At 39.6% G+C, this 13,917-nt stretch carries 15 protein-coding genes; 10 read left to right on the top strand and 5 right to left on the bottom strand.

Annotated elements, in window-relative coordinates; translation table 11 throughout:
- Positions 1-179: 179 nt before the first annotated feature.
- Positions 180-593: an ATP-binding protein gene (locus tag KH400_RS09645; RefSeq protein WP_217224244.1), complete on the top strand. Its 414-nt coding sequence runs from the start codon at positions 180-182 to the stop codon at positions 591-593.
- Entirely contained in the window at positions 553-2,103 is a 1,551-nt protein-coding gene (locus KH400_RS09640; RefSeq protein ID WP_217224242.1) for an ATP-binding protein, read from the top strand. Before KH400_RS09645 ends, KH400_RS09640 begins: the two co-directional genes overlap by 41 nt.
- A 78-nt stretch (positions 2,104-2,181) precedes the next feature.
- Here the strand turns inward: KH400_RS09640 and KH400_RS09635 are convergent, their stop codons facing one another.
- Positions 2,182-2,838 carry a potassium channel family protein gene (locus KH400_RS09635; protein ID WP_217224241.1) on the bottom strand — a complete coding sequence of 219 codons (657 nt, stop codon included), beginning with the start codon at positions 2,836-2,838 and terminating at the stop codon, positions 2,182-2,184.
- A 236-nt stretch (positions 2,839-3,074) separates the two neighbouring features.
- On the opposite strand from KH400_RS09635, the gene tlp reads away from it, so the two are divergent.
- The 3 genes from tlp to KH400_RS09620 all read left to right on the top strand — a co-directional run bounded on the left by tlp (position 3,075) and on the right by KH400_RS09620 (position 5,507).
- The gene (gene tlp, locus KH400_RS09630; RefSeq protein WP_217224240.1) at positions 3,075-3,293 is read left to right on the top strand and encodes a small acid-soluble spore protein Tlp; all 219 of its coding nucleotides are present in this window, start codon (positions 3,075-3,077) and stop codon (positions 3,291-3,293) included.
- A 211-nt stretch (positions 3,294-3,504) separates the two neighbouring features.
- Positions 3,505-5,118 carry a BCCT family transporter gene (locus KH400_RS09625; protein WP_217224239.1) on the top strand — a complete coding sequence of 538 codons (1,614 nt, stop codon included), beginning with the start codon at positions 3,505-3,507 and terminating at the stop codon, positions 5,116-5,118.
- Between the two features lie 149 nt (positions 5,119-5,267).
- Entirely contained in the window at positions 5,268-5,507 is a 240-nt protein-coding gene (locus KH400_RS09620; RefSeq protein ID WP_217224238.1) for a hypothetical protein, read from the top strand.
- 115 nt (positions 5,508-5,622) lie between these two features.
- Here KH400_RS09620 and KH400_RS09615 read toward each other — a convergent pair whose 3' ends face one another.
- Positions 5,623-6,003: a DUF2512 family protein gene (locus KH400_RS09615; RefSeq protein WP_312889105.1), complete on the bottom strand. Its 381-nt coding sequence runs from the start codon at positions 6,001-6,003 to the stop codon at positions 5,623-5,625.
- A gap of 96 nt (positions 6,004-6,099) precedes the next feature.
- On the opposite strand from KH400_RS09615, the gene KH400_RS09610 reads away from it, so the two are divergent.
- Positions 6,100-6,327, top strand: a complete 228-nt coding sequence (locus KH400_RS09610; RefSeq protein ID WP_217224237.1) for a YozQ family protein — start codon at positions 6,100-6,102, stop codon at positions 6,325-6,327.
- Positions 6,328-6,429: 102 nt separating this feature from the next.
- Entirely contained in the window at positions 6,430-6,594 is a 165-nt protein-coding gene (locus tag KH400_RS09605) for a hypothetical protein (protein WP_217224236.1), read from the top strand.
- A 271-nt stretch (positions 6,595-6,865) separates the two neighbouring features.
- On the opposite strand, the gene KH400_RS09600 is transcribed toward KH400_RS09605, so the two are convergent.
- Complete coding sequence (locus tag KH400_RS09600) at positions 6,866-7,621, bottom strand: TraR/DksA C4-type zinc finger protein (RefSeq protein ID WP_217224234.1); 756 nt, start codon at positions 7,619-7,621, stop codon at positions 6,866-6,868.
- Positions 7,622-7,930: 309 nt separating this feature from the next.
- On the opposite strand from KH400_RS09600, the gene cspD reads away from it, so the two are divergent.
- The 3 genes from cspD (at position 7,931) to KH400_RS09585 (ending at position 10,956) form a co-directional block, all read left to right on the top strand.
- Entirely contained in the window at positions 7,931-8,128 is a 198-nt protein-coding gene (gene cspD, locus KH400_RS09595) for a cold-shock protein CspD (protein WP_217224232.1), read from the top strand.
- A 108-nt stretch (positions 8,129-8,236) separates the two neighbouring features.
- Positions 8,237-9,676, top strand: coding sequence for a degradosome RNA helicase CshA (cshA, locus tag KH400_RS09590; RefSeq protein WP_498067629.1), 1,440 nt, complete (start codon positions 8,237-8,239; stop codon positions 9,674-9,676).
- A 134-nt stretch (positions 9,677-9,810) separates the two neighbouring features.
- Positions 9,811-10,956 carry a glycerate kinase gene (locus KH400_RS09585; protein ID WP_217224230.1) on the top strand — a complete coding sequence of 382 codons (1,146 nt, stop codon included), beginning with the start codon at positions 9,811-9,813 and terminating at the stop codon, positions 10,954-10,956.
- Between the two features lie 24 nt (positions 10,957-10,980).
- On the opposite strand, the gene KH400_RS09580 is transcribed toward KH400_RS09585, so the two are convergent.
- Positions 10,981-12,018 (bottom strand): ion channel, encoded by a 1,038-nt coding sequence (locus KH400_RS09580; protein WP_369009378.1) that lies wholly within the window; start codon positions 12,016-12,018, stop codon positions 10,981-10,983.
- Between the two features lie 117 nt (positions 12,019-12,135).
- Entirely contained in the window at positions 12,136-13,836 is a 1,701-nt protein-coding gene (locus tag KH400_RS09575) for an ABC-ATPase domain-containing protein (protein WP_217224226.1), read from the bottom strand.
- Between the last annotated feature and the right edge of the window lie 81 nt (positions 13,837-13,917).

Raw genomic sequence — 13,917 nt, 5'->3', positions numbered from 1 at the left:
TATTTTAAATAATTTGTTATAATGAGTACATTATACTATCATTCATTTAACCTAAGGAAGTGTTAGAAACTAATAAATTTTACCTAACTTCTTAAAAATTCTACTTGAAAGAAAATATGGTAATATTTGATTTGTGGATGTTTCCTGCTTCCTGTTAGTTGTTGGCGGAGGGGCTTGGTATGCAAAAACTTAAAAAAATAACGATTAATAATGAGCAAGATATTTTAATTACCGTAACAGCTGTCCGATCAATGTTAGCTCGCTGTTCATTTTCGGCAGTTGATGAACAAAAAATTTTAGTTAGCATTTCTGAGTTGACGAGAAATATTATAGATCATGCAAACGGTAAAGGCTGGTTTTTATGTGAAGTTATAAGTCATGGCATTAAAATTGTCGTCAAGGATTGTGGCCCTGGGATTGGCAACCTTGAAGAGATCTTGGTCGGTAAAAAGAGAACACAGCCCAAAGGATTAGGGTTAGGCTTACGAGGGGTCAAAACACTAATGGACGAGTTTCATATTGAAAAAAATGAAAAAGGGGGGACGACGATTCTTGCGATTAAATGGGAATCATGCACATCAACAAGTCGATGAAAATGAAAAAGTTAGGTTAAGCAGGCTAGCTTCAATAGGAGAAGTTTCCGCTGGAATTGCACATGAAGTTAGGAACCCACTTACATCCGTAAAAGGCTTTTTACAATTAATCCAACAGGAAGAAGCGAATACGTATGTTGATATTGCTTTAAATGAATTAGATCACGCCATTGATACATTAAATGATTTGCTTCAAGTATCAAAGCCAGAACAAAATGAAGAAGCTTTTATTAACATTAATTTGTATTCAGAGCTTGAATCTATCCTTTCATTGTTTCAGGACCAAGTGTATCGGGTGGAAATTATCAAAGAGTATAAAGATAAAGATACAATCATTTATGGTCAGAAAAACGCATTAAAAAAAGCATTTTTCAATTTATTTAAAAATGCTTTTGAAGCCATTCCTGAAGAAGGCTCTATTACGTTAGATTATTATCGAGAGAATTCGGAATTAATTATTATTGTTGAAGATACAGGCGTAGGGATCCCCGAAGATAAATTAGAAATGCTAGGCACACCTTTCTTTTCAACAAAGGATGAAGGTACAGGAATGGGTGTCACACAAATTTTTTCAACCTTATATAAGCACGGTGCAAAAGTGAATGTGACAAGTAAAGTAAATGTTGGAACTACATTTACAATTATTTTTCCAATAATTGAAAAAAAAGAAATGAGGTTGGTTGCGTTGGATAAATTAACATATATCGATGGGCATTCGTTTAGTGAATTTATTACATATAATAAAGAGCATTTTGAGCGTATTCTCAAAGAAAAAATAAAAAGTATTTTACCAGAAGTGAAAGGCTCACCGTTTGATGAGGATCACTTGTTTGAATCGACACACAAAATCATTGATTATATCCAAGAGGATTCAGAGCATGAACTGATTTACTTGGCAAAAGAACATGGGATTTCTTGGGCAAAAAGTGATTTAACATCAACGCTAAAGTTAGAATGGTTTCGTGGCTTCAAGGAAGTATACTGGGATTTCCTTTATAATTTTCACAAATATATGAATATTGATATGGACCAATTTTTTATGTTGGAGAAAAAAACAAATTATTATTTAGATTCGTTTATCCATCATTATTTTATAAGTTATAATGAATACAACAATAAAGTCCTTCATTCTCAACGAGAAGTGATTGAGGAATTATCAGTTCCGATGATCCCAATTTCTGATGCGGTAGCGATTTTACCTATTGTAGGGACGATGGATACGTTCCGGGCCAAAAAGTTACAAGAGAAGTCTCTTGCTGAGATTGAGCGGTTAAAATTAAAGAAAGTGATTATCGATTTATCTGGTGTTGCTTATTTGGATACAGCTGTTGTTCAACATTTATTTAACATTGTAAATGGCTATAAAGTGATGGGCTGTGACACGGTTCTAACGGGGATTCGTTCTGAGATTGCCAATACGATGGTTGAACTTGGCATCCCACTTGGTGATCGGATTGAAACGATTGTTGATTTGAAATCAGCACTAGAAGAATATAATGTGACAATGTAACAAAACAGAAAGGAGAGTGACCTAGATGATCATTCTCCTTCTTTGTTTTGTTCGTTATAAGAGTTTGTGCAACAGATTCTACAAACCTTCATCTTCAAAACGTTTTAAGTCATTTTTATGACCAATAACGATAAGAATGTCACCTTTGTGGATAAGATCATCAGGAAGGGGAGAAATATTAATATCTTTCCCTCGCTTAATCCCTAAGATCGTACACCCATATTTTGCACGAATATCTAAATCAGCAAGCGTTTCTTGATCGACTTTTGTAGTGGCGACCATTTCAACAATACTGTAATCTTCGGAGAGCTCAATATAGTCGATAATTTTTTCCGATACGAGATGTTGGGCAATTCGCATTCCCATGTCTTGTTCAGGGTGAACGATGCGATCAGCACCGATTTTTTCCAAAACGCGTTGGTGATAATAATTTTGGGCTTTTACCCATACTTGCTCAATGCCAAGCTCCTTAAGTAGTAACGTTGATAGGATGCTTGATTGAATGTCATCACCAATCGCAACGATCACATAATCAAAATTGCGAATGCCTACAGACTGTAACGCTTTTTCATCTGTTCCATCTGCAATCACACTATGTGTCGCGTACCGAGTAATTTCATTAATTTTCTGTTCGTTCGTGTCAATGGCCAATACTTCATGTCCGAGCTTATATAGTTCTTTACAAATACTCGATCCAAATCTTCCTAAACCAATGACGGCAAATTGCTTTTTCATGACGACACGACTCCTTTATATAAAAACGTAAGAAACCCGCTCAACATGTACGAGTTTAGTCAGCGCTTTCAACCATCCACTTGAGTCAAGTTCACCTATAATGTACTCCCGCCTTAATGATATTGTCAATAGGTTCATAGATTGTCCTAAGGTTCGGATGATCAGTGTTTAAAGAAAAAGAAGTGGTATTTTTTTTGGCAAGCCGAAAAATAATAAAAGTGAAGGAGGGGTAAACCATGCATAAACATCCAAAACCAGATGACAGAAGCGATAACGTAGAAAAGCTTCAGAATATGGTCGAACACACGCTTGAAAACATCGAGGAGGCGGAAGAAACGATGAAATATACGTCTTCTCAAGAAGAAAAGGAAAAAATTCAAGCAAAAAATGAGCGGCGTGAGCAATCAATTGAGGACATGAGAGCAGAGATTAAAGACGAAGCTCACGATCACTAAGAAATAAGTAAACATGAGAGTGGAGGAGAGTAATCGTTTGATTTTGCTCTCCTCTTTTGTAAAACATATTGAATCTTATTCATTTTATTACTATAATTAACACATTGCCTCATAAAAGTCATTTTTTAGTGAAATGATGAAATTCTAACAGGTGAAAGGAGGGCATGTCTGTCTAAAATTTTGGTTTATCCAAATTTTGGCAATCTTTTATATGAAATATACATATAAAGAAAAAAAACCAGGAAGTGTTTTTTATATTTCAGCGATTCTTGTCGCAATGTTTGTGCTTTGGGGCTTCATTAGTCCATCTAGTTTAGATCATGTGGCTTCCAATGCATTGAATGCAACAATTGAAAACTTTGGTTGGTTTTATATGGTTGTTGCAGCTTTTTTTGTTGGATTTGTCATATTCTTGGCGGTTAGTCCATATGGGCGTTTACGGTTAGGGAAACCAGATGACCGGCCAGAATATAATTTCTATACATGGGTAGGGATGTTGTTTTCAGCTGGAATTGGTGTTGGATTTGTGTTCTGGGGTGTAGCAGAGCCAGTTCTTTACTATGTTGATACACCACATGGTGTGATCCCTGAGACTGCTGAAGCAGCACGTGTCGGTCTCCGTTATGCCATTTATCACTGGGCATTACATCCGTGGGCAATCTTTTCATTGGTAGCGCTCGCACTAGCCTACGTACAGTACCGTAAGGATCAACCAGCATTAATTAGTTCTGCATTTTATCCGCTGTTTGGTAAGAGAATGGATGGTTGGTTTGGTCGTGCGATTGATATTCTTGCTGTATTAGCTACTTCGACGGGGGTTGCAACAACCTTTGGGTTAAGTGCTATGCAAATTAGTGGGGGTCTTTCGTATTTAACGAATATCCCAAATACAGTCCTTACACAAATGATCATTATTGTCATTGTAACGATTTTGTTTATGTTTTCTGCAGCGTCAGGCTTAAATAAAGGGATCAAGTATTTAAGTATCATAAACTTAACGACGGCTGCGATTTTACTATTATTTATACTCATTGCTGGTCCGACATTATTTATATTTGAAAATATGGTTACGGCTCTTGGGGGGTATATTACAAACCTAGTTCCGATGAGCTTGACGCTAACTCCTTATACAGACAGTGTATGGTTAGGATCGTTTACCATTTTCTATTGGGCTTGGCATATTGCTTGGGCGCCATTTATGGGTTTATTTATTGCGCGTATTTCAAGAGGACGTACCATTCGTGAATTTATGGCAGGGGTTTTAATTGTCCCTACACTTTTAGCAATTATTTGGTTTAGTGCGTTTGGAGGCTCTGCCTTACATATTGAAGTCTTTGGTAATGGTGGCATTGCAGATATTGTACTAGAAAATGTAGAGTTAGCATTATTTGCGACGTTAGGGGAATTTCCTTTAGGGTCAATCATGAGCTTGCTTGCTGTGATCTTAATTTTGATCTTCTTTATTACCTCTGCGGATTCAGCTTCTTATGTATTAGGAGCGATGACATCAAGAGGAAGCTTAAATCCAACAATGGGGGTCAAAATCGTCTGGGGCTTTTTAATTGCCGGAACAGCAAGTGTACTTCTGTTGAGTGGTGGGCTTGGTGGTTTACAAACTGCTTCAATTGTAGCAGCGTTACCATTTGCGGTTATCATGATCTTAATGGTGATCTCAATTATCGTTATGATGAGTAAAGATTTGAAGCTTGAGAAAAGAAAGTTCCGTAAAAAACAACGAGAGCTCATCAAAGAAGAGATTCTTGAAGAGTTGGAAGAAGAATACGATCTAGAACCGACGAACAATAATGAAGATGATAAAAATTAAAATGACACTCGGGCAAGCATAGCGCTTGCTCTTTTTCCTGTCTTTGATTCTTGCTGATTTTGTCTAGTTTTGTCAGATGTGTTTAGATGCTTGTCTGTGCTGCATACTGTAAACTAGACGGAAAAAGTAGAAAAAGGAGGCGGTGGAAAATGTCTACTGAGTGTTGTCCATTTATTGACTGGGAAGACCCTGGCTTTTTTTCCTTACGAAATGGGGCGTACATGTGCGACCTGACAGATCAATTGGTTGAAGAAAATACCGTAAACGCTAGGTGTTATAAAGATTATCAGGGTTGTAAATTTTTTTGTTATTACGAAGAGAAGAAATGGAAAATGAAAATTGATGAGAAACTAAAAGAGGAAATGGCTAATGAGTTGGATATGGCATAGGATGTCGTCTATTTCCTGGGAAATTAGTCAGTCACTGTCGTATACTTGAAACAATTGAAATGAAGAATAGTAAGGAAAAAAGCCCATTAAGGGCTTTTTTTAATTTTAAATACGTTTATGTTTGGGTGTAAGGGTCTTCACGTTTTCGGAGAATGAGCGAGGATACATATTTGTGGAAGAAGTATTCCCCAGCACTAATCAATACGGCTGATATAAAGGAAACCCAAAAGGAAACCGTAAGTCCGATGATGAGTGGTCCGACCATCCATAGAACAAATGTTGTGAGTAGCAAATCGGAAATCGTGGCAACGGTGTTATTCGACACACGTAAGATTCCTATGTCTCCGATAATGTAGCTTAATGCGACAACAATTAGCGACAGCGCAACAGTTGAACCTACTGGGTAATTATAAATGGCACTCATGACAACTAATAATACAAGTGTAACCATTAAAGTTTTGATAAGTAATGCTGTAATATGTTTCAGTTTACTCACCTCCCTGTGATTACAGTTTTTACGGAAGCTTGCATTCATATTAATTTTTTTTAAGAACAAACTAAAAACGATCACAAAAAAAGGAGGAGATATCAAATGAATGAGCCTAGAAAGCAATCGAAAAAGGCAAAGAGCACGGATGTCGCAGAAAATTCTTATCATCCATCTGACTATGACAGCTCTTTAGAAGTCGAACAAGGCCTTTCGTTTACGCATGAGCAAGTGAGTGATGCTTATGTAGAGGGGACAGTTGATGGGCAAATTGATGAATATCGCGGAAAAAATATTGATTTACCAAAAGAAGGTTTTAATGAAGAGCGATAGAGTGTGTTTGCTTGTTGAAGATGTTGCGAGTCAAAAAATGTCAAAAAATGATGAATAAGCTAGGAAAAGGGTGGCAAGATAAGGGCATGGGAGGTGATAGGGATGGCAAAGAACAATCGAAACCGCAACAACAACAACAATAATAACAACAACCAAGAATTGAACGTCGATAACTTAAATGCAGAATTTGCAAATGAGAACGACGCTCAAAACTTAAACAACAATCGCAACAACAACAATAACAACAATAATAATAACAACAACTAATGATTGTTGCGTTGTTTTAAGTTGTAAACAGGTGAATGGTCGAGCATTCATCAAGAAAAACCTAGCGCCACCTCAGGCGTTAGGTTTTTTATTCATACGATGATGGTGTTCTGATGAAACGAAAAAAGCTTGGTTCATAAACGAAGGCTGGGACAAAAGGTTGTTTTTTACCTTTTGTCCCAGCCTTGAAAATGAGCGTAATCCCACTATCTTTTAAAAACCCGTTGTGATTGGGTTCCTCACAACGGACATCTGGCGAGTGAAACCATTGTTAATCTCCATATCGCTTATATTCGGGAGAGTATAGTCCTTCTAACATGTTATCATTTGCCATATCATCATTGGCATCTAACATCGTTTCGTATTGCTCGTGAACGATATTGGCGGATACACCTGAAAAATGTCCATCAATATTAGCTGTTAAGAAGCTTTCGATATCTTCAACATACCCAATAGGTTCATCTGAGTCAATGTACATTGTTTCATAGCTGAACTTTCCTTGGTCTGTAAAGTCTGATGGAGTCTCAGATGTTCCATAAAATGAAACGTCTTGCCATGAATCTTCAGCATCATAGAAGGTCGCATCAGCATCGTCATTAATGAATTTACCAAAAGCAGGGCGCAAAATATCCTCTTCTTCTGGTCGATTGCGTGAAACAACTCTTTCTGGAGAATGTTCCTTACAATGTGATGCTGTCGGTAACGCTTCGAGACGTTCAACTGGAATTTCTTTTCCGCATGTGACACATCGACCATATGTGCCTTTGTCGATACGCTGCAATGCTGAGGTAACTGCTTTTAATTCATCCTCAACGTGCTCAAGCAAAGCGCTATCTTTTTCACGTTCATACAATTCGGTACCAGCGTCTCCGGGGTGATTATCATAATTTGATAATTCGCCAACGCTTTCTTGTATATGAGCTTTTTCAATATCGTAATGATCATGATCCTTTAGGCGGTGTGTGAGCGAATCTTGCATCGCTCCTAACAGTGAACGGAATGTAGAAAGCTGTTCATTTGTTATCATATACATATGTCTCCTTCCATGTTTGACATCAGAGCGGAAGTTAAAGGTATGAACGGCTTCTTCGTTCACAATTAGTATGAGAGAAAAGGTTTTAAAAAAATCGAGGGAATTGGTTCCTTGAGTTGTACAAGTGGATAAATATTTTTTATAAAACCATTTGCTTTTTGTTTGTGGCCTATGGTATAGTTAGTGAGAGTTAAAAAGTAATGAACATCGAAAATGATTTTGCGGCCTCAAGTTAGGCGGAAGTGATTTTTAAGGTATTCTGCTTTTTTTCAAATTTCTTTTATTTTTTAGGAGGCCCAAAACATGAACGGGATTGTAAAATGGTTTAACAGCGAAAAAGGATTTGGATTTATCGAGCGTGAAGACGGAGATGACGTATTCGTACACTTCTCTGCAATTGAAGGCGAAGGTTTCAAAACGCTTGAAGAAGGACAAAAAGTTGAATTTGAAATTGTAGAAGGCAACCGTGGCCCTCAAGCTGCAAACGTTGTTCGTCTATAATTTGATATAACAACGAAAGCGAAAAGGCATTATCTGTTTGATACGGATAATGTCTTTTTTTAAGCACAAAATAAAAGTACTACAAACATAGATGATGGAGTGATAAGATTGGCAACAACGTTTTATGAATTAAATTTAGAACATACGATTAATCGAGCAATAAGTGAAATGGGATTTGAACAAACAACACCGATTCAGGCACAGACGATCCCACTGGCAATGGAAGGTAAAGATATTATTGGACAAGCACAGACAGGTACCGGGAAAACAACAGCATTTGGGATCCCGTTATTGGAGCAAATTGATATGGAGCTTGATCAAGTGCAAGGGATCGTCATCGCCCCGACGCGTGAATTGGCGGTGCAAGTTGGTGAAGAATTAAATAAAATTGGTCAATTTAAAAAAGTACGTACGCTACCGATTTATGGCGGTCAAGATATTGGAAGACAAATTCGTGCCTTAAAACGTAAACCACATGTTATTGTCGGCACCCCTGGCCGAATTATTGACCATATTCGGAGAAAGACGATTAAATTGCATACGATCAAAACGGTCGTGCTTGATGAAGCGGATGAAATGTTAAATATGGGCTTTGTGGAGGATATTGAAACGATTTTAAGTGAAGTGCCTGACGAACGACAAACGTTACTGTTCTCAGCGACAATGCCAAAACCAATCGAGCGTTTAGCTCAAAAATTTATGAAAGATCCTGAGTTGATCAAAGTAAAGGCAAAGGAAATGACAGTACCAAATATTGAGCAAGAGTATATTGAAGTGTCAGAGAAGAAGAAATTTGATACGTTATCATTGTTACTCGATATTCATTCACCTGAGCTTGCCATTGTCTTCGGTCGAACCAAGCGTCGTGTAGATGAATTAGCGGAAGCGTTAACGAAACGAGGATATGACGCAGAAGGGATTCACGGTGATCTTAATCAGCGACAACGTGAAAATGTCTTACGTAAGTTTAAAGGTGGGAATATTGAGGTGCTAGTCGCAACCGATGTAGCGGCGAGAGGGCTAGATGTTAGCGGTGTGACACACGTTTATAACTTTGATGTCCCACAAGATCCGGAAAGCTATGTTCACCGAATTGGACGAACAGGTAGAGCAGGAAAGAAAGGGCTTGCGATTACGTTTGTCACCCCACGCGAGATGACTCATTTAAAAACGATCGAACAAACGACGAAGAAGAAAATGGAACGCAAACCGATGCCAAAGCTTGAAGATGCAATTGAAGGAAAGCAGCGTCAAGCCGTTGAACAATTACTTGAAGTCATCGGTAAAGGAGAGCACCATAATTATAAAGCTACTGCAGAAGAGCTTTTAGAGGACCATGATTCCATTGCACTTGTTTCTGCGGCTTTACGGATGGTTACGAAAGAGCCGGATACAACACCGATCAAATTAACGGGAGAAGCGCCGCTTCGAGTAAAGAAACAACCAAACCAGAAAAATAAAGGGGACTACCGCGGGAAGCGCCGTGGCGATCGAGATCGCAACCAAGGTCGTGGCCAGCGTGACCGTGGCAGAAGAGGGAGAAAATAACCTACTAATGTAAAGCTGTACACCCTTTGATATATCAAGCTGACCTAAGAGGACCTATTTCCCTTTTAGGTCTTTTTCTGTTTGTGGGTGAACTAGTATAATGAAGAAAACTGCAGAGGAAGCGGGTGGGAGTTTTGGTAAAAGTAGTTGTTGCACCAGATTCATTTAAAGGGAGTTTGACGGCTCTAGAAGTAGCTGAACAAATGAAACTAGGAGTGAAACGGGCCATACCTGAAGCGGAGGTGGAGATGGTTCCAGTTGCTGACGGTGGTGAAGGAACGATGGATACGCTGGTTCATCATACATACGGGGAACAAAAACGTGAGTCCGTTGAAGGACCTTTAGGTGACCCTGTTGAAGCAAAATGGGGAATACTAGGAGATAAAGAGACGGCGGTAATTGAAATGGCTGAAGCCTCAGGGTTTAACCTAGTCTCATCGGACCGTCTCAATCCCTTGCAAGCAAGTACATATGGCACAGGACAATTAATAAAGTGCGCTCTTGATTATGGCTGCAAGCGATTGCTCCTTGCCATTGGAGGAAGTGCAACGAATGATGGTGGAGCAGGGATGGCGACTGCGCTTGGTGTAAAATTATTTGATGAAGCAGGTGTTGAATTAAAGCGGGGAGGGGCACAGTTAAAACGGCTACATTCTATTTCGATTGAAGATCTTGATCCTCGCCTTCGTGATGTTGAAGTGGTGGTAGCCAGTGATGTAACAAATCCGCTTTGCGGACCGAATGGTGCATCTTTTATTTTTGGACCGCAAAAAGGAGCGACAGACTTGATGGTAGAACAGCTCGATCAAGCGCTCTCACATTATGCAGCAGTGGTAAAAGAAACAGTGGGAAAAGACGTGAAGGATTTACCAGGTGCAGGCGCAGCTGGAGGGCTAGGTGCGGGCTTGATCGCTTTTTTGGATGCGGGATTACAACCAGGTGTTGACCTTGTCCTTGATGTTCTGGGTTTTGATGAGAAGGTGAACGGTGCAAGTCTTGTGCTTACAGGGGAAGGGAAAACGGATGAGCAAACGAGTTTTGGAAAAGTGCCGATGGGTGTAGGATTACGTGCGAAACAGAAACAAGTGCCGGTTATTTGTATCTCAGGAAGCTTAGATGACGGGTATAAAAAAGTAGCTAAGTATGGTGTAGATGCGTTTTTTAGTATAACTGATCGCCCGCAAACCCTTGATTGTGCAATGGAACGTGCCGATCAGTTAGTAGCAGAAACAGTTGAACAAGTGATAAGTGTGTATTGTTTGCGCGGCCCAAGGTCGTAAGCGGACCGCGCTTAGCAGTAAGGTTTAACGGAGCTTTTCGTACGTTTGTTGATCGCAAATAACGTAGAGCTTTGCATCAAAGGGGATTTCTTCATCTAGGCGGCGAGTGATTCCGAAATCTTGATGATCGGCAAGTAAATTCGCCCCCATTTCTTTTAATGCTTCAAAGGCATCATTATACGTTTTCCATGATGGTTTCTTTTTGATTTCCCAAATGTTGTCCCCCTGATCCGCACTTAACAGCTTCATAAACAAGCTTGTTGATCCTTTTTGTAAGGCTGATTTTGCCATTAAATCAGAAAATGCTTCGCTTGATAGTACAAATGCCTCGACATTTGCATGCTTGAAGTTTGGGATATGTCGTTCTTTGCTAATCTCAACGATCGTGTAAATGTCTTTGCTTTTTTCTGTTGCATAACTTTCAATGGTAGAGGCAATTAACAATGTTTTACCATCCGTAAAGGAGGGGTCAAGAATTTGGTCAGGAGCAAAGACGAGTACGGCACTTGCTTGACTAACGTGTGCCTTATCTAACACGCTCCTGTCCGTCGCATCTCCTTGGATAAAATGAAAGCGACTATGCTCAAATGGAATTTTGTCAATTGTATCGATTAAGACGATGATCGCGTCTTCTCTTGCTAATAAGATTTCGTTTGCGGTTTTTTCGGCTCGTTGTGACCAGCCAACAAGGACAAAGTGGTCATGACCGTTAAAATTCAATCGCCCTTCCTCCTTTAATCGTCGATAAATTCCAAATGCCTCAACAACTTTTCCTAAGCCGACACCGACTAAACCGATACCGATAATATAGAGAAATAATCCAAACAATTGCCCGGGAATCGTTTCAGGGACATAATCACCATAACCAACTGTTGTTACGGTGGTCATTACCCACCAAAATCCGATAAACGGGTTGGGGAAATTTTCGGGCTCAATCAAATAAATCACAAATGAGCTCACAAGAAAGAAACTTGTAATGATCAATGCTAGTGTCCAATACCTCACTTTGACGATCATTTTGATGAGGTCAAACATCAACGCTGCCCCCTTTTGCAAGCTCACGAGAGAGATTATGGTTATTATTCCAAGAAGACAGAGGCACTATTCTTTTTGAGAGAGGTGGGTGTTCAAAAAAAGGAAAATGATCCTTACTTGAACACTCACAAATGAATGTTGGGGTTAGTCTTGAACTTGAAGGGTTCGCAGCCGATTGATGGCAGCGGCAACTTCAACTTTACGGGGCAGGACTAAATCACCGGGGTGTTTGCCAGCAAATGGACTGATCATATCTAATCCGTCTTTTTCTAGCTGGGTGTATAGATCATCGAGCATCTTAGGAAGGCTCTCGTGCTTGTTCTTCCCTTTTGATAAATAGCGAATGATAAAGGCGATGGCTCGGGTTTGACTCGGTGAAATGAGTTGCTCAACAAATGATAAATCAATATCAGTTCTGCCATATACGATTTTCGTTAGACCTTTGCTATCAAACTTTTCTTTTTTTCCTGCTGAAGCTTGTAAACTTTGTCTTTGAATGATTCGCTCTGAATGTTCGCCGAATGCTCCAAGTGGCTCAGACTCTCGTTTTTCTGTAAATGACTTCGAAATATCTTTTGCTCTTGCGGTCACATCGACTGGCTGATATTCATCCATCATGATAATGTGATCGGCAACATCGAAATATTCTCCAGAGCCACCAATGACGAGGATTGAAGAGACAGACCGAGTATCATAGAGCTGACGAACGCGGTCGATAAATGGAGTGATCGGTTCTTTGTCTGTTGCCACTAATTGTTGCATGCGAGCATCTCTGATCATAAAATTGGTTGCACTTGTGTCCTCATCAATCAGTAACGCTTTACTCCCCATTTCAAGGCATTCGATGATGTTTGCGGCTTGACTTGTACTTCCGCTTGCGTCATCACTTGAAAAGCGCTTCGTATCTTTATTAAATGGCAAGTTGGAAATAAAAGGAGATAAGTTTACCTTCTCGATTCGTCTGCCATCTTCGGAACGAACTTTGTAGGCTGTTTCGTTCGTAATCACAAACTCTCGACCGTCACCACGGATATGGTTATAAATTCCACGTTCAATCGCTTGTAATAGCGTTGATTTCCCATGATAGCCACCACCAACAATTAAGCTAACTCCTTCAGGAATGGCCATTCCCCTTATTGCGTCTCCATGCGGAACGGGGATCTCAATTTCATAGCCTTTTGGTGATTGAAACGGTACAACAGTCTTAGAGTCGAGTGGTCGGTTGCTAACGCCGCTTTCACGCGGTAAAATCGAGCCGTTTGCGACGAAACAAACATAATGGTGATCGTTCAAGTACGCTCGAATGGCCTGTTGTTGATCGGTTAATGATAACTGCTGTTGTAATTTGACTTGGTTATATGTGAAGACAGCGGTTGTCACTTGCGTTGGAAGTTGGTCGCAAAGAAGTTGTTCAGCTTGTCTGGCTAAAATCTTTCGGCCCGCTGCAGGTAGGCCGACCGAGAGACGGATGTCAATCGCTTCTCGACTAATGTTTACAGCTGTCCGTTCAATCACTTCTTGTCCTGGGGTATCAATATGGATCAGTCCACTTTTCCCTGAGCCTTTTTTATGGTTTTGAAGTGTACGTAGCTGGTGGGCGACTTTACGTGCAAAAAAATCCTCAACAGCAGTTTTTCTTTCATATGTTTCAAACCAACTATTATCATATGTAACCTCTTGTAGCGGAATAACGACGCGTATGCGTGAAGGTGCGGCAAACGGGTCACTTTGGACGTGATCGATATGGAGTGAGAAGTTATTCCCTTTGTATACTCCTTGTATGTCTTTATATGCTTTATATCCTTTACCATCTATTTTTTGTAACTTTGTCTTCAATTGCTTCATACATTTCCCTCCTACCTTACCAATTGTTACACTTTAACTGTAACGTTAATAGCAAATGAATGCAAAAATAGTATCATGAAA

It is taken from the genome of Desertibacillus haloalkaliphilus, assembly GCF_019039105.1.
Taxonomy (GTDB): Bacteria; Bacillota; Bacilli; order Bacillales; family KJ1-10-99; genus Desertibacillus; species Desertibacillus haloalkaliphilus.
This window is presented reverse-complemented; position numbering and strand designations above follow the sequence as displayed.